The following is a 13,771-nucleotide window of genomic DNA, read 5'->3' as shown; positions in this document are numbered from 1 at the left end:
CGTGGCTGGTCGCGCAGTTCCCCGCGCCCCTGAAAGGGGCGCTGCCGAACCGCAGCGGACATCGTCCCCCGGAGGTCATGGAACTAGCGGTCTGACCTCTTCTGCTGCGAACCGTACGAAGCCCTCGGGGTCGGGCTCGTCGCCCGTCGGCTGCAGGATCACCCTGTCGGCGCCTGCGTCCGCCAGCCGCTGTACCGCCTTCGCCACGGCCGCGGCGTCTCCGGCGACCCCCAGGTCGGGGACGGGGTCGAGGCCCTCTTCGGCCAGTTCGGCGTGGAGCCGGGCGGCGGCGTCGGGGCCGGTTGCCGTGAGGAGGTACACGACCACCTGGTGCGGGTCGGTCCGACCGGCCGGCTCCCGTCCCTCGTCGATCAGGCGACGGGCCCGCCGTACGCCGTCGGCCGTGGTCGACGCGGTGAGGAGGGTGCCGTCGGCGGCCTCCCCCGCCAGTCGCAGCGAACGCGGCCCGGTGGCGCCGGCCAGAACGGGCACGGGTCCGGCGGGCGGCCAGTCGAGCGCGACGTCGTCGAGCCGGACGTAGCGCCCCTCGGTCGTCACCCGCTCACCGGCCAGCAGGGCCCGCAGCGCGACAAGGTGTTCACGGAGCAGTGTGAGGGGCGACTCGACCCGCGCCCCGACCTGCCCCATCCAGTCCTGCACCCCGTGCCCGACGGCGACGACGGCGCGCCCCGGGAACATCCGGTGCAGCGCGGCGGTCTCCATGGCGGTGATGGCGACGTTGCGCAGCGGCACGGGCAGCAGCCCTACGCCCACCCGGAGCCGCTCGGTCCAGGCCAGGGCGGCAGCGGCGGTGGAGATCCCGCCCTCCCGGAAGCAGTCCTCCCAGAGCCAGAGCTCTTCGAGGCCGCTCTCGTCCGCGAGGCGGGCGACGTCCCTGAGGCGCTCGGGAGGCAGTTGGGGGCGGAACACGGCACCGAGTCCAGTCATGCGTTCTTCCTATCCGGGCGGGCGCGAACCGGACAACTGCTTTATTCACCGCCGCCTTTGCACCGTACGCGCGGCACACTCACCCGCACGGTGGTCCGCCGTCAGGAGACCGCGAATGCGCCCAGCAGCAGCCCCGTGAACGCCCCGCCGATCATGAACGGGCCGAGCGGAATGGCGGACTTGCGGCCCGCGCGGCGCGCGAGAACCATCCCGAAGCCGTACACCGAGCCGTACAGAAGGCCCGCGAAAGCCCCCGTCAGCAGGATCTGCCAGCCGTACCAGCCGAGGGCCGTGCCCAGGGCGAGGGCGAGTTTCACGTCGCCGAAGCCCATGCCGGACGGGTTGACGAGGAAGAGGACGAGGTAGGCGGCGCCGAGGGTCAGGCCGCCGAGGAGGGCCGTCGGCCAGGATCCCGTGGCGGAGGGGAGGGCGGCGGCGACACCCAGGAGGGCGGCGGTCGTGGCGGCCAGCGGCAGCGTCAGAACATCGGGGAGGCGATGGACCCGGTGATCGATCAGGGTCAGCAGGACCGCCACGGGGGTGAGGAGCACCCATACGGCCGTCTCCGGGTGGGGCCCGGCCGCCGCGGCAAGGGCCGTACAGGCGAGGGCGGTTGCCGTGGAGACGGCCACCGCGCTCGGGCCGTACGGACCGCACACCTCTGTCCCCTCCGCCGCTTCGGTTTGTCGGCAGTCCGCCCTGCCCAGCCAGCCGGAGAAGGCGCCCGTGATCCGGTGGCCTCCGGGGCAGCGGTCGCTCCACGGCTGCTCCGGGCCGACCGAGAAGCGGTGGGCGGCGCGGGGCAGGAGCAGGCCCGTTCCCGCGCCCCACAGGGCCGCCACGAGGGTGAGGAGTGTGCGCACGGCGGGACCCTATGCCCGGCGCGGGCCGGGCGGCATGGGTCCCTGGGCCCCATGGGGGCCTACTCCCGTGCGGAGCGGAGCGGATACGTTCTGTTCCAGGCAGCAGACGGTGGCGGCGGTGGGAGGTGGCCTCGGGATGAGGCGGCAATGGGCCGACGGTCCAGGGAAGTTGATCGTACGTACGGAGGGTGGCGCGGGTGCCGTCGCCGTTCCGCTGGAGATCGCCACCTCCTACCGCGCCCGTACGAAGGGGTTGTTGGGGCGGGACTCGGTCGACGGGGCGATGCTGCTCTCCCCCGCCAACAGCGTGCACACGTTCCGGATGCGGATGCCCATCGACGTCGCCTATCTCGACCGCGACCTGACCGTCGTCGCCGTGGTCACCATGAAGCCCTGGCGGTTGGGGCTGCTCCGGGCCCGGGCGCGGCATGTGCTGGAGTCGGAGGCCGGGGCGATGCGGGGGTGGGGGGTCAGGGTGGGGGCCCGGGTGGAGGTGCGGGTCGGCGGCTGAGAGGGCCTGCGCCTTTCTGGCGGTTCTGCTAGAGACGTGTCGCGGTCCGGACGAGGCCCGCGACGGCCCGGGAGCGGCTGTGCGGTGGCCAGGCGATGACCGTCGTGACCTTCGGCGCGTCCAGCACCGGCACGGCGACGACGTCGTCGCGCAGCTGGGCCCGGCTCGACTCCGGCGCGATCCAGCAGGCGCGGCCTAGCGCGATCAGCTGGTACAACTGCGCGTGGTCCCGGGCCTGCGGTCCCGGTCCGTCGGGGTACTTGCCGTCCCGGCCGGGCCAGCGCGGCATCGGCAGATCGGGCAACCCGGTGACGTCGGCCATCTGCACATGGGGCCGGCTGGTGAGGGGATGCCCGGCCGGCAGGATCACGACCTGTCGTTCCGTGCAGAGCTCTTCGGTGTCGAGCCCTGCCGTCGCGTCGAACGGCAGGTGCAGCAGGGCCACGTCCGCCCGGCCGTCGCGCAGCAGTCGTTCCTGCTCGCCGATTCCGCACAGGAGCACCTCGACGGGGGCCGCATCGGGCTCGGCGGCGTAGGTGTCGAGCAGTTTCGCCAGCAGCTCGCTGGACGCTCCGGCCTTCGAGGCGAGGACCACTCCGGCCTGGCCGCCCGCGGCGAGGGCGGCGCGCCTGGTGCGACGCTCGGCGGCCTCTACCGCGTCCAGCGCCGCGCGGGCCTCCCGCAGGAGCACCGATCCGGCCTCGGTCAGGGTGACCGTGCGGCTGGTGCGTTCCAGCAAATCCGCCCCGAGGCGCCGTTCGAGTTGGCGGATCGTCCGCGACAGCGGGGGCTGTGCGATCCCGAGCCGCTGTGCGGCCCTCCCGAAGTGCAGCTCCTCGGCGACGGCGACGAAGTACCGCAGCTCACGCGTCTCCACACCGCAAGGGTACCGACAGGGAACGGGATCGATACCCGTGCGGTATCGCTGCCCACCCGATCGGTGTTGGCCTGCCCCCGCCCTGCCCGGACAGGATTGACGCATGAGCGAACAGACGATCGCGCTGGTGACCGGCGCGAACAAGGGAATCGGCTACGAGATCGCGGCCGGGCTGGGTGCCCTCGGCTGGAGGGTCGGTGTCGCCGCCCGGAACGAGGAGCGGTGCGAGTCCGCCGTGGCGAAGCTGCACGCGGCCGGCGTGGACGCGTTCGGCGTACCGCTCGACGTGACCGACGACGCGAGCGTGGCCGCCGCCGCCGAGCTGCTGGAGGACCGCGCCGGACGCCTCGACGTGCTCGTCAACAACGCCGGGATCACCGGCGGCATGCCGCAGACGCCCACCACGGTCGACCTCGACACGGTGCGGGCGGCCGTGGAGACGAACGTGATCGGCGTCATCCGCGTCACCAACGCGATGCTGCCTCTGCTGCGCCGGTCGGCGTCGCCGCGGATCGTGAACATGTCCAGCAGCGTCGGCTCCCTCACCCGGCAGACCACTCCCGGCACCGAAACGGGCCCGATCGCCGTTGCCTACGCGCCCTCGAAGACGTTCCTGAACGCCGTCACCGTCCAGTACGCCCGGGAACTGCGCGACACGAACATCCTGATCAACGCGGCCTGTCCGGGCTACTGCGCGACCGACCTCAACGGTTTCCGCGGCGTCCGCACCCCGCAACAGGGCGCGGCGATCGCCATCCACCTCGCGACCCTGCCGGACGACGGCCCGACGGGTCGGTTCTTCGAGGACGCGGGGGAGGTGCCGTGGTGACGTGACGCGGCGCCTACGGCCAAGTCCTGACGACAGGTGGAGCCGACGCCACGTCAATCGCTCCCCAGTCCCCCTCCACATGGAAAACCGAACCATTCCAGAAGAGCGCATCGATACCACCGAAGTCCTTGGCCCCGAAGGCGTCGACGGCCGGAGGTGTTCCCTGGTCGGCCCACATCAGGTTGCGCACGTTCGGGAATTCGATCGTCGCCCTCGCGTAACAGTGCTGCTCACCCGGGGCAGGCGACTCAACTCGAGGCGCATGCGTACATAGTTCGCGTCACCCGGGCCGGGCCGATGGCGCCCGTCGGGCTTCCATCCGTGCCGGGCGTAGAAGGCCTGGGCCCGGCCGTTGCGCTCCCAGGCTTCGAGCACGCCAGTCGTCAGGGAGGCACCTCGAAGCCGCTGCACGAATGCCGCGTGCAGTTGACTGCCGATCCCCTCGCCCCAACTCCCGGGGTGGACATGGATCTGGTAGAGCTGACCGGCAGTTGCGGCGTCCACGTCAGGGTCCAGCGGCGGTCCCATCGCCAGGATGCCAACGGTTTCGTCGCCTCCGCGCACGGCACACAGCACCGTCGTGGTGTCACTCTGGAGGGCACGCATCCACATCTCCCGGCGACGGGAACGCGCCTCGGGAGAGGTGAGATCCGCATCCGAGAATCCACCCGCCTGGTAGTACGCGGTGCGTGCCTGAGTGTGCAGGTCGGTGATCCGGTCCAGGTCGTCGAGGGCGGCAGTCCGCAGCAGAGTCTGGGAAGTCGTCACGATCAGACGACGTGCCTGGCTCGATGTGCGGTTCCGCCGTGAGCGACCGGCCAGGTTCCATGGGACACTTCCGCGCCTGCCGGGGCAGCCCGGTGAGCGACGGTGGCCTCCCGCATCCTGCGCCGCATCTCCGCGGACTCCTCGTCCGCCACGTAATGCCCGAAACGCTCGGCAAGCAGGGCGCGAGTACGGTTGTCCCGCTCCCTGATCTGCTCCGGAGTCAGCGTTTGAGCAGACATCGCCTGCATCGCAGTGTCACCGACTGACCCGCCCCGGGGTGAACCCGACGTCATCACCCATCTGCAGCACGCGTGGGAAACGTGCTGGTGTCGATCTTCACACGCTCCCCGGTGGCCAGAGTGAAACCGACCGGCTGCCCGTACGGGATCTCGACGACCCGCCCATACCCCGAGGCGTGCGGCTCCGACATCAGCGTGACCGTCTGCTTGAACGGGTCGGCGATCATGTAGAAGTCGATCCCGAAACGCCCGTACTTCCGGACGTTCCGCACGTAGTCCTTCTCGTCCTCCGGCTCGGACGGGACCTCGACCACCGCCAGCACGTCGATGCAGGAGTAGCTGTTCTTCCGCCGCTCGGCGTCGAATCCGACGATCGTCAGGTCCGGCGCGGCGTCGTTCTCGCCGGGAAACGTGATGAGTACGTCGCCGAAGACCCGCTCACGAGCGATGCCCGCAGCCTTCACGGCATCCTTGACGTCAGAGACAGTCCAGTCCTGCTCCGGGCTCTGCGGGGTCATGATCACCCTTCCGTCGAAGACCTCGACCTTGAAGCCCTCGGGGATACCGCCCCGCTCGATCAGGTCGCTCATGATGGACACGGCAGTTCACCTCCTACGAGCATTATGGCTGGCCGGAGACGAGCCGCCCTGCCCCTTCCTCCAGGGGGCGAAAGCCACTCTCCGGTGCGGGGCACGGCCATGGACTCGCGCAGCGTGATCCGGGAAGCGCCCGGTTGGGGCGAGGTCCGGCCGTCACCGCTCGCCCTCCCCGTCCGGGGGATGACAGCCGCAACCGCACCGGTTCTCCAGCAGCAGCCCCGGACTGTGCGGCAGCAGCACGTCCCGCAGCTGACGGCAGGCGCCGTGCACGTCCTCGTACCCGGCCCGCCCTGCCAGGGCGCACTCCGCCGACAGCGAACCCGCGTCCTCCATGCCGCGCGCCGTCACCGTTCGCCCCAGGCACGGGCGGACGCGTCAGCAGGCGGGAAGTGCGGGGCGCACGCCTGGCAGGCGTACACGGTGAAACCGGGGCCCGAGTTCTGGTGCACCACGCAGACCACGACCGGGGTTTCGGTGGTCACTTGGCAGCGCACGCACATCCGTACGGGCGGTCGCGTTCCCGTCTGCCGCGCGCTGGTCGGACCAGGCTCCGGCTCTGCGCCCGGGTCTGGCGCCCCCATCACGCCGCCCTCTCCGCGCCGACCACGTGCCGGTCGAGGTCGATGCCGAAGTCCGCCGCCAGGACGAGGGCGATCCTGCGCCTCCGGGCGCACTCCCGCTCCCGCTCGGCCGCCAGCACGTAGGGGCGGATCGGAGCGGTCGCTCGGCCGTCGAGAGATACGGGCAGGCCGTACGGGGAACGGTGGGCGGGAAGCCGTACAGGGGTGGGGCGGGGCGCCTGTGGGGCGCGGGCGGTGGCAGGGCGTGCGCTCGCCCTGCGCGTGCCGTGCCGGGCGCGAGGACGCCCAGGATCCACCGGGCGATGGCATGGATAATGCTCACTGTCGTCAACCTCCATGGGGTTGGTGGCCAATGCCCCCGGACGGCTCGTATCCGTCGCGGGGGTCTGCTCTCGCAGCAACTGTAGGCAACTTAGTACGTCTTGGCACGCGCCATGACGTTCTGACTGGACCTATGCTGACCCTGATCGGCCTTTTACGCTTCGAGACATGATCGAGATCGACCGGGAGAGCATCACTCCGATGTACGTGCAGCTGGCATCAGCCCTGCGCGAGCGGATTCGACGCGGCGAAATTCCGGTCGGCCGCCGCATTCCCTCCCAGAACGAACTGGAGCAGGAGACCGGGGGCGTGGTCAGCCGCCGCACCATCAAGTCCGCCATCGAACTACTGCAAGCCGAGGGAACCGTTCAGGGAGTCCAGGGCAAAGGTGTGTTCGTCATCGCCATGCCCTCCAGCCCGTCCTCAGACGACGAAGCTGATGGCTGACGAGCGCGGCAGACATACGGCAACCGGGGCCCGCCCCTCGCCTGTGACGGCATGGGACGGGCCCCGGCTCGTTCCTGTACGTCTCTGCGCTTGCGTCAGTTGCCACTCTCACTCCGTGGGAACGTGACCTCCACCCGCCGGTTCTTCCTCCGACCCGCCTCCGTCGAGTTGTCCGCGATCGGGTACTGCTCGCCGTAGCCGCGTACCTCGAAGGTGATGTTCGGGTCGTGCAGTTCCTGGTCCAGGACGTCCTGTACGGCGTTGGCGCGTTGCCGGGAGAGGACGTCGCCGTGGGCCGCCGAGCCCAGGTTGTCCGTGAAGCCGAAGACACGGACCTTTGTCGCGTTCTGCTTCTTGATCTCGTCCGCGATCGCGGCGATACGGGACTTCGCCTCGTCGCTCAGCTTCGCGCTGTCCTTGCTGAAGAGGACCTCGGCCTGGAGGGCGAATGTCACGTTGGTGTTGGTGTCCTCGCGGCGTTCCTCGCCGCCCTGGTCCTCCACGACGGACTTGATGTCCAGGACCTTGGGGGCGGCGAGGGTGGCGCCCTCGGGGAGTTTGAGGTCGGGGTCGTTGGGGTCGACTTTGACCGGGGCCGAGGCAGAGGGTTCAGTGCCGGGCGGGACGCTCGGGGTGTCGTCCGCGTGGGCCGTCACGGCGCCGAAGAGGTTGGTGGCGACCATGAGGGAGGCGGCGGTGAGGGTGAGAGCGAGGCGGGGTGCGCCAGCTCGGGCTGGGGTGTGGGTGACGGTCATGGCCGGCCTCACCCAGAGATCGCGATGTCAGCAGGAGCGAACATGGGCAGCTGGAAGGAAACTTGGGTCGTGTCCGTGGGCGGGGCGGGGAACTGCATGAACACGGGCACGGTTTCACCCGACTTGACGGAGGTGATGCCCGTCGTCGTCAGCGGGCGGCCATCCGTGTCACGCAGGACGTAGTAGCGCTTCTTCCCCTTGGAGTCCACCAACGTGGCTCCGCCGAGCGATCGGCCATTCCTGATGATCTCGGTCTCGTTGCCGCTCAGCTGTGCGGGAAGGGTGAGCGTCTTGCCGCTGTCGTTCTTCAGGACTCCGCTGACCGTGACGAATCCACCCGAGTCCCGCTTGGCCGAGGTGATCTGAAGCGATAGGCCATCCGGTCCCTTCAATTCGGCCAGGGGCTCGTCCGACTGCCCCTCCTGAGCACTCGCGTTTGATCCACTGCCCTTGGAAGCGGACGCCGTCGTGTCCGGCTTCTTGCCGTCGCCACCACCGCTTCCGCAACCGGCCACCCCGATGGCCAGACCGGCCGCAACGGTCAACGCGACCATCCCCCTACGGGCCTTCGCAGTGAACCGAATGCTCATGACTCCGCTTCCTTCATCACTCGTCGTTCGCTTGTCAGTCGGCCAGATGGACGTCGAAGAGGTCCTTGGGACCCGGCAGGCCGGCGGGGTCATCCGGGTTCAGGTCCCAGATCCTGTTGCCCTTGCAGGTGAGCTTCGGCAGTGGGTTGCCCTGGGTATCACCCCCGGGGAGCTGACAGAGCGGCTCGATCACAGCCTTGGCTGTCGCCTTCGCATGCCGGCTCTCCGTACCGGGGACGATGGAGTTGCCGACAGACTTGTTCGTCTCGACGTCGACCGTGTAGCTCAGATCCAACGGCTGGGGGACGCAACGCCCGTCGAGCACATGTGAGTCGTTCTGCTCTGCAAGCTGGTAGGCACGCCAGCACCCGTTGAGTTGCGCCGCGTTGCCGTCAAGGATGTCCTGCCACTTCGTGGGGTCGCCTACGACGTCCAACCACTGTCCAGCGAGCTTATCCCGGGTGTCCTGGGCTGCTGCTAGGGCAGCCGCATCGGCGGCAGTCTGGGCGCCGTTCCGAGTCGCCGCGGCCTGGCCGACCGCAAGGTACGCGAACGCAAGAAAGAGCAGGCCCGCCACCACCGTGATGTAGATGGGGAAAGCCTGCCCAGCATCGTCGTATCTGTGGGGCCGCATCAGCCGCCAGTAACCTGGGTGATCTTGTCCGTGATCGCGTTGAAGATCGTCTGACCGATGTCCGTACCAGTGATCGCCAACACGATCGCCACCACCACCGCGATGATCCCCAGATACTCCACCGCCGTCTGCCCCTTGTCGTTGTGGGCGGCGCGGGTCTGCAGGTACGCGACAGTGGTGTTGATCCAGTTGCTCATGGTGTTCCCCTCCGGGTCGGATCTCCGTGCCGCTCTCGGCACGAGAACCGTACGGTGCAACACCCCTCCCGCTGAAGGGTCCCAGGGCCCAATCAAGGGCCCAGAGCATGGTCCGGCCACGACCTCGCGGCCTCCCGTTCCCCCCTGCCGCCATCTCAGGTCACCCCACCCCTCGGCCCGAACCGGGCGCCGTGCCCAGCCATTTGGCGGCTGCCTCGGCGCGGCTGGTGCTGTGGAGTTTCGCGAAGATGCGGTTGATGTGGTTCTTGACCGTCTTCTCGCTGATGAAGCAGGTGGCGGCGATCTGCTGGTTGTTCATTCCGGACGCGATGAGGTGCATGATCTCCGCCTCCCTCGTGCTCAGTTGGAACCTTGCCCTGTCGGGAGCAGCCACCGGACGGCCACTCGCCCATCCAGACGACGACTGTCCCACACCCGGTTGCACCTGCGAAAGGTTTTTTGAAGAAATAGTGGAGGCCGAAGTGCCTGGTACCTTGAAATTAGCTGGTGGGGCGGGTTTTTGAGTAGATGCATGCGCATGCTCGGGGGGGTCATTTTCGTATGCAGATGCACTACCCAGACCTTCTGGGAGGGGGAGTTCCTCCTGTGCCCGGCGGAGCTGCGCGAGCAGCGCCCCCGCCGCCGTCGGCGTGAAGTGGGCCCTGCCCTCCTTGATGTCCCATACCGCCGCGACCAGTTGGTCCGCGGTGAACTCTCCGTGGACCAGGTAGCCGCCGGCGCCCCGGCGCAGGGCCTCCTGGACGATCTCCGACTCCCTGCTGTACGTGAGCATCACGACCGGGGCGATCTGCACCAGGTGCGGCAGCGCCGAGATGCCGTCCACGCCGGGCATGCGGACGTCCAGGAGGATGACGTCGGGGCGGTGTCGGCGGGCCGCTTCGTAGGCCTGGCGGCCGTCTGCCGCTTCCGCCACCACGGTGATGTCGGCGCGGCCGGAGAGGAGGGCCGTCAGGCCTGCGCGGACGACCGGGTTGTCGTCCGCCACCACGACCTTGAGCGACGCGGGCGCCGGGGACGCCTCGAACGGGCTGTGGGGTGGCTGCTGTTGGGGACCTGGGTGGGGAGTCGTGGGGTCCGGCATCGGGCGGCCTCCTCTCGGGAGGGGGAAGGACGGGGGGTGGGCGCGATGTCTACGTCGTCACCGCCGCCAGCGGGAGTTCCAGGCAGACCTCCGTGCCCTTGGTGTGGGCGCCGCGGCCGATGCTGATGCGGGCGCCCACCGACGTCGCGCGTTCGACCATGCCGACCAGGCCGAAGTGGCCTGCCTGGCGGAGTTGTTCGAGGGTGGTTCCGGAGGGCAGGCCGCGGCCGTCGTCGTGGACGCTGATGCGGAGGAGGCCGCCGTGGACGCCTGCCTGTACGTCCACCCGGGTCGGGGCCGCGTGGCGGTGGGCGTTCTCCATCGCCTCCGAGACGATGGTGAGGAGTTGCCGGGCCACGGCCGGCGGCATGGGCGGGACGGCCTCGTCGCCGGTGGGACGGCAGGCGGCCTGCACGCCGGTGCGGGAGGCGAAGTCCCGCGTGCGGGCGGCGAGTTCGGCCAGGATGTCGGTCGTGTGGTCCGGGTCTGATTCGCGGCGCAGGTCGGCCAGCAGCTCGCGGGATTCGGCGGCGGCTCGGCGGGCCGAGCGGGCGACCAGTTCGGCTTGCTTCTTGACCAGCTTCGGGTCGAGGTGAGGGCTGCCCGCCGAGCCTGCCAGGCCGTCCGCGGCGAGGGCCACGCCATGGAGGGTCTTCGCCACGGAGTCGTGCATCTCCCTCGCCAGACGGGCCCGTTCGGCGCTGACCGCCTCCGTCACCGCCAGCCTGGCCTGCATCGTGGTCAGGGCCTGCGTCGCGGCGCCGAAGCGGAACATGAGGTTGCGCAGGGCCGAGCCGACCGCGCCCGCGATCACGCACAGGCCGGGGAGGAGCAGGGTCTCCGCGGGGCGGCCGGAGTGCAGGTCCCGCGCCGCCGCGTGCACGAAGAAGAGGATCAGGGACTGGAGCGACGCGAAGACCGCGGCTCCTCGCCAGCCGTAGACGATGCCGGCCAGGAGCGGGGTGCAGACGCTGACGTAGGCGAGGGGGGTGTCCGGGCCCGCGGAGATCAGGAGCAGGGAGCCGAAGAGCATGTCCACGGCGAGGAGCGTGGGGTGCCGCAGGAGCAGGGGGCCGAAGCGCTCCCAGTCCCTGAACAGGACGTAGGAGCCCATGAAGGTGACCACGACCGCCGCGCCCACGAGGCGGGTGGCCAGGCCCGGCGCCGCGTGGAGGAGGGCGGCGGGGGCGGCCAGGGCGATCATGGCGAGGCGGAAGCCGAAGACCTGCCGGCACATGGCCTGGAGGGCGTTGACCTGGAGGGTGAGGGTGACGCCTTTGGGCACGGGTGCCTCGTCGGGCGCAGGTGGGTGGGTGGGCACGGGGCCTTCGGCCGGGCCGGGGTTCCCACCGGCACTCCCGGCGGCTGCCGGCCCCAGGACGTGCGGCTGCGCCGGCAACGCGGGCAGCGGCGCGTCCGTCCGTTCCCACCCCGGGGGCAGCTGCGGTGTCGCCGACGTCACCGGGACGTCGTGGGCGCCCGTGCGGGCGTGGGGCGGCAGGACCGTGCCCGCCGGTGGGGTGGTGATCTCCGGGGTCTTCGGACGTCGTCGTAGCAGCCGTGTGCGCTCCCCGCGTCCCGCGCGTTCCTCCGTCGTCGCCATCGTCCTCGCCACCCCGTCCCTACTTGCCCGTGAGTGAGCCGAAGTCGGTGCCGGAGCCGAGGATCAGGCCGGCCCCGAGGAGGAGCATCGTGGCCGGGACCATGAAGGTGGTGATCATCATGGTGGCCTTGGGGACCGCTCGGGCCGCCTTGCGCCGGGCGTTCTGCGCGTCCGTGCGGCGCATGTCCTTCGCCAGGGCCACGAGGGTGTCGACGATCGGTGCGCCCAGTTCCTCGCCCTGCTGCAGCGCCGTCACGAACATCGCGACCTGTTCGGAGTCGTTGCGGCGGCGCAGTTCCGCGAAGGCCTGGCGGCGGCTCATGCCGAGGTCCATCTGGCGGAGGGTGATGCGCAGTTCGTCCGCCCAGGGGCCCTCGTACTTCGAGGCCACCCGGTCCAGGGCCTGGCGGAAGCCGAGGCCCGCGCTCACCACGACCGCCAGCACGTCGAGGAAGTCCGGCAGGGTGCGCTCGATGACGTCCTTGCGGATGCGGATCGCCGACCAGATGCCGACCTCCGTCCAGAACGCGCCGAAGGCCAGCAGGATCAGGGCGACGATGAACTGGCCCCTCAGCAGGAACACCAGGAAGCCGAGGCCGCCCAGGAAGCCGTAGACCGCGCGACGCGCCGCATAGCGGTCGATGGTCAGGCCGCCGGGGTTGCCCGCCAGGTCGATCTTGCGACGGTACCTGGCGACCAGCTTCGGGCCCATCAGGCGCAGGACCGCGGGCGCGTAGCGCATGCCGAGGCGGTCGATGAGCGAGTCGACCGCGCCCGTGCGGGTCGAGCCCACCTCCAGGGCGAGCAGCAGGTCGCCGGGCAGTTTGGCGTCCGCGCGGTACATGCGGATACCGGCGAAGATGCCCGCGACGCTGAGGCCCATCACCAGTGCCAGCAGAAGTCCCAGTCCCATGGTCGTCCTCCCTCCAGAGTTCTCAAAGCGCTCGGGCGTCTCAGACGTCGATGCGGGACAGTCGGCGGATGAGGATGAAGCCGACCGCGTAGAGCGCGAAGGCGATGATCACCGCGGCCTGGCCGAGCGAGGAGCCCGTCATACGGTCCAGGGCGCCGTGCTTGACGCCGTTCATGAGGAACAGGGAGCCCACGCCGAGCACGGGGACGGCGTACGAGGTCATGTTGACCTGGGAGAGCTGGGTGCGGACCTCGCGCCGCGTCTCCTTGCGCTCCTCCAGCGTGTCCGTGAGGTTGCGCAGTGCCGTGACCACCTGTCCGCCCGCCCGGTTCGACAGCACCAGTGTCGTCACGAGGACGACGAGCTCGCGCGACGGCAGCCGGTCGGCCAGTTCGCCCAGTGCGTCGTCCATGGACGCGCCGAGTGCCAGCTGGTTGGCGACCTTGGCGAGTTCCTCCCCGGCCGGTGCCTCCAGTTCCTCCGCCGCCATGCCGATCGCGGTGCGCAGGGCCAGTCCGGCCTGGGTGGCGTTGGCCATGATCCGGGCCAGCTCCGGCAGCTGGTTGATGAACTTCTCGATCCGCTTCTGCCGCTGCCAGTTCAGGAACTGCAGCGCCACCCCGATGCCCAGCAGACCGGCCAGCGGGCCGAAGAAGGGCGCCAGGGACGCCTCGCCGACGAGCCACAGGCCCGCCACCGTCGCCAGCATGTACACGAAGAACTCGCCCGGCGTGATGTCCAGGCCGGTTGCCGCCAGCCGCAGTTCCAGCTTCTTGCCGAGCTTCGTACGCCGCAGTCGGCGGTCCAGGTTGCGGAAGCGCCGGCGGCGGACGCCCACCGGTAGCTGCCCGGCGGCCGAGAGGCGGTCGACGAGTGCCTGGCGCTGGGCCTTGCCGGTGGCGTAGGAGTGCAGGCCCAGGACCGCCAGGACGCAGGTCAGCAGGGTGATGCCGGTGGTGAGCAGGACTAGGGTGTGCAGATCCATCGGACGGTT

The 13,771-nt window shown here is 70.1% G+C and carries 19 protein-coding genes; 3 read left to right on the top strand and 16 right to left on the bottom strand.

Going from position 1 to position 13,771, the window contains the following annotated elements; genetic code table 11:
- Positions 1–75 precede the first annotated feature (75 nt).
- Entirely contained in the window at positions 76–948 is an 873-nt protein-coding gene (locus ACFY1U_RS08360) for an LLM class flavin-dependent oxidoreductase (protein ID WP_390693313.1), read from the bottom strand.
- A gap of 101 nt (positions 949–1,049) precedes the next feature.
- Positions 1,050–1,811, bottom strand: coding sequence for a prepilin peptidase (locus tag ACFY1U_RS08355; RefSeq protein ID WP_390693312.1), 762 nt, complete (start codon positions 1,809–1,811; stop codon positions 1,050–1,052).
- Between the two features lie 136 nt (positions 1,812–1,947).
- Here ACFY1U_RS08355 and ACFY1U_RS08350 point away from each other — a divergent pair, with 136 nt between their 5' ends.
- Complete coding sequence (locus ACFY1U_RS08350; RefSeq protein WP_390693311.1) at positions 1,948–2,322, top strand: DUF192 domain-containing protein; 375 nt, start codon at positions 1,948–1,950, stop codon at positions 2,320–2,322.
- A 28-nt stretch (positions 2,323–2,350) separates the two neighbouring features.
- On the opposite strand, the gene ACFY1U_RS08345 is transcribed toward ACFY1U_RS08350, so the two are convergent.
- Entirely contained in the window at positions 2,351–3,199 is an 849-nt protein-coding gene (locus tag ACFY1U_RS08345) for a LysR family transcriptional regulator (RefSeq protein WP_390693310.1), read from the bottom strand.
- 103 nt (positions 3,200–3,302) lie between these two features.
- On the opposite strand from ACFY1U_RS08345, the gene ACFY1U_RS08340 reads away from it, so the two are divergent.
- Entirely contained in the window at positions 3,303–4,028 is a 726-nt protein-coding gene (locus ACFY1U_RS08340) for an SDR family oxidoreductase (RefSeq protein WP_390693309.1), read from the top strand.
- Between the two features lie 177 nt (positions 4,029–4,205).
- On the opposite strand, the gene ACFY1U_RS08335 is transcribed toward ACFY1U_RS08340, so the two are convergent.
- The 5 genes from ACFY1U_RS08335 to ACFY1U_RS08315 all read right to left on the bottom strand — a co-directional run bounded on the left by ACFY1U_RS08335 (position 4,206) and on the right by ACFY1U_RS08315 (position 6,511).
- The gene (locus ACFY1U_RS08335; protein WP_390693308.1) at positions 4,206–4,796 is read right to left on the bottom strand and encodes a GNAT family N-acetyltransferase; all 591 of its coding nucleotides are present in this window, start codon (positions 4,794–4,796) and stop codon (positions 4,206–4,208) included.
- A gap of 292 nt (positions 4,797–5,088) precedes the next feature.
- Complete coding sequence (locus tag ACFY1U_RS08330) at positions 5,089–5,625, bottom strand: Uma2 family endonuclease (RefSeq protein WP_390693307.1); 537 nt, start codon at positions 5,623–5,625, stop codon at positions 5,089–5,091.
- Positions 5,626–5,787: 162 nt separating this feature from the next.
- Complete coding sequence (locus ACFY1U_RS08325) at positions 5,788–5,982, bottom strand: hypothetical protein (RefSeq protein WP_390693306.1); 195 nt, start codon at positions 5,980–5,982, stop codon at positions 5,788–5,790.
- Entirely contained in the window at positions 5,979–6,116 is a 138-nt protein-coding gene (locus ACFY1U_RS08320; RefSeq protein WP_390693305.1) for a hypothetical protein, read from the bottom strand. The genes ACFY1U_RS08325 and ACFY1U_RS08320 overlap by 4 nt, the downstream gene beginning before the upstream one ends.
- Positions 6,117–6,214: 98 nt before the next feature.
- Positions 6,215–6,511 (bottom strand): hypothetical protein, encoded by a 297-nt coding sequence (locus tag ACFY1U_RS08315; RefSeq protein WP_390693304.1) that lies wholly within the window; start codon positions 6,509–6,511, stop codon positions 6,215–6,217.
- Between the two features lie 193 nt (positions 6,512–6,704).
- Here ACFY1U_RS08315 and ACFY1U_RS08310 point away from each other — a divergent pair, with 193 nt between their 5' ends.
- On the top strand, positions 6,705–6,983 hold the full coding sequence (locus ACFY1U_RS08310) for a GntR family transcriptional regulator (protein WP_390693303.1): 279 nt from the start codon (positions 6,705–6,707) through the stop codon (positions 6,981–6,983).
- Between the two features lie 95 nt (positions 6,984–7,078).
- Here the strand turns inward: ACFY1U_RS08310 and ACFY1U_RS08305 are convergent, their stop codons facing one another.
- From ACFY1U_RS08305 to ACFY1U_RS08270, 8 genes are all read right to left on the bottom strand, one after another.
- Positions 7,079–7,738 carry an OmpA family protein gene (locus ACFY1U_RS08305; protein WP_390693302.1) on the bottom strand — a complete coding sequence of 220 codons (660 nt, stop codon included), beginning with the start codon at positions 7,736–7,738 and terminating at the stop codon, positions 7,079–7,081.
- An 8-nt stretch (positions 7,739–7,746) separates the two neighbouring features.
- Complete coding sequence (locus tag ACFY1U_RS08300; protein WP_390693301.1) at positions 7,747–8,328, bottom strand: hypothetical protein; 582 nt, start codon at positions 8,326–8,328, stop codon at positions 7,747–7,749.
- Positions 8,329–8,362: 34 nt separating this feature from the next.
- Positions 8,363–8,962: a pilus assembly protein TadG-related protein gene (locus tag ACFY1U_RS08295; RefSeq protein WP_390693300.1), complete on the bottom strand. Its 600-nt coding sequence runs from the start codon at positions 8,960–8,962 to the stop codon at positions 8,363–8,365.
- Positions 8,962–9,159 carry a Flp family type IVb pilin gene (locus ACFY1U_RS08290; protein ID WP_390693299.1) on the bottom strand — a complete coding sequence of 66 codons (198 nt, stop codon included), beginning with the start codon at positions 9,157–9,159 and terminating at the stop codon, positions 8,962–8,964. Before ACFY1U_RS08290 ends, ACFY1U_RS08295 begins: the two co-directional genes overlap by 1 nt.
- Before the next feature lie 160 nt (positions 9,160–9,319).
- On the bottom strand, positions 9,320–10,261 hold the full coding sequence (locus tag ACFY1U_RS08285) for a response regulator (protein WP_390693298.1): 942 nt from the start codon (positions 10,259–10,261) through the stop codon (positions 9,320–9,322).
- Positions 10,262–10,310: 49 nt separating this feature from the next.
- Positions 10,311–11,864 carry a histidine kinase gene (locus ACFY1U_RS08280; RefSeq protein ID WP_390693297.1) on the bottom strand — a complete coding sequence of 518 codons (1,554 nt, stop codon included), beginning with the start codon at positions 11,862–11,864 and terminating at the stop codon, positions 10,311–10,313.
- 19 nt (positions 11,865–11,883) lie between these two features.
- Positions 11,884–12,771: a DUF5936 domain-containing protein gene (locus tag ACFY1U_RS08275; RefSeq protein ID WP_390693676.1), complete on the bottom strand. Its 888-nt coding sequence runs from the start codon at positions 12,769–12,771 to the stop codon at positions 11,884–11,886.
- Positions 12,772–12,817: 46 nt separating this feature from the next.
- Positions 12,818–13,762, bottom strand: a complete 945-nt coding sequence (locus ACFY1U_RS08270; RefSeq protein ID WP_390693296.1) for a type II secretion system F family protein — start codon at positions 13,760–13,762, stop codon at positions 12,818–12,820.
- Between the last annotated feature and the right edge of the window lie 9 nt (positions 13,763–13,771).

It is taken from the genome of Streptomyces sp. NPDC001351, from assembly GCF_042896045.1.
GTDB lineage: Bacteria > Actinomycetota > Actinomycetes > Streptomycetales > Streptomycetaceae > Streptomyces.
Note: the sequence above shows the minus strand (reverse complement) of the source record. Positions and strands in the feature narration are given on the sequence as shown.

What these genes read in the sequence shown, in the direction of transcription:
- ACFY1U_RS08360 (WP_390693313.1), bottom strand. Translation starts at nt 948, where the DNA reads ATGACTGGACTCGGTGCCGTGTTCCGCCCCCAACTGCCTCCCGAGCGC.
- ACFY1U_RS08350 (WP_390693311.1), top strand. Translation starts at nt 1,948, where the DNA reads ATGAGGCGGCAATGGGCCGACGGTCCAGGGAAGTTGATCGTACGTACG.
- ACFY1U_RS08340 (WP_390693309.1), top strand. Translation starts at nt 3,303, where the DNA reads ATGAGCGAACAGACGATCGCGCTGGTGACCGGCGCGAACAAGGGAATC.
- ACFY1U_RS08330 (WP_390693307.1), bottom strand. Translation starts at nt 5,625, where the DNA reads ATGAGCGACCTGATCGAGCGGGGCGGTATCCCCGAGGGCTTCAAGGTC.
- ACFY1U_RS08310 (WP_390693303.1), top strand. Translation starts at nt 6,705, where the DNA reads ATGATCGAGATCGACCGGGAGAGCATCACTCCGATGTACGTGCAGCTG.
- ACFY1U_RS08305 (WP_390693302.1), bottom strand. Translation starts at nt 7,738, where the DNA reads ATGACCGTCACCCACACCCCAGCCCGAGCTGGCGCACCCCGCCTCGCT.
- ACFY1U_RS08300 (WP_390693301.1), bottom strand. Translation starts at nt 8,328, where the DNA reads ATGAGCATTCGGTTCACTGCGAAGGCCCGTAGGGGGATGGTCGCGTTG.
- ACFY1U_RS08295 (WP_390693300.1), bottom strand. Translation starts at nt 8,962, where the DNA reads ATGCGGCCCCACAGATACGACGATGCTGGGCAGGCTTTCCCCATCTAC.
- ACFY1U_RS08290 (WP_390693299.1), bottom strand. Translation starts at nt 9,159, where the DNA reads ATGAGCAACTGGATCAACACCACTGTCGCGTACCTGCAGACCCGCGCC.
- ACFY1U_RS08285 (WP_390693298.1), bottom strand. Translation starts at nt 10,261, where the DNA reads ATGCCGGACCCCACGACTCCCCACCCAGGTCCCCAACAGCAGCCACCC.
- ACFY1U_RS08280 (WP_390693297.1), bottom strand. Translation starts at nt 11,864, where the DNA reads ATGGCGACGACGGAGGAACGCGCGGGACGCGGGGAGCGCACACGGCTG.
- ACFY1U_RS08270 (WP_390693296.1), bottom strand. Translation starts at nt 13,762, where the DNA reads ATGGATCTGCACACCCTAGTCCTGCTCACCACCGGCATCACCCTGCTG.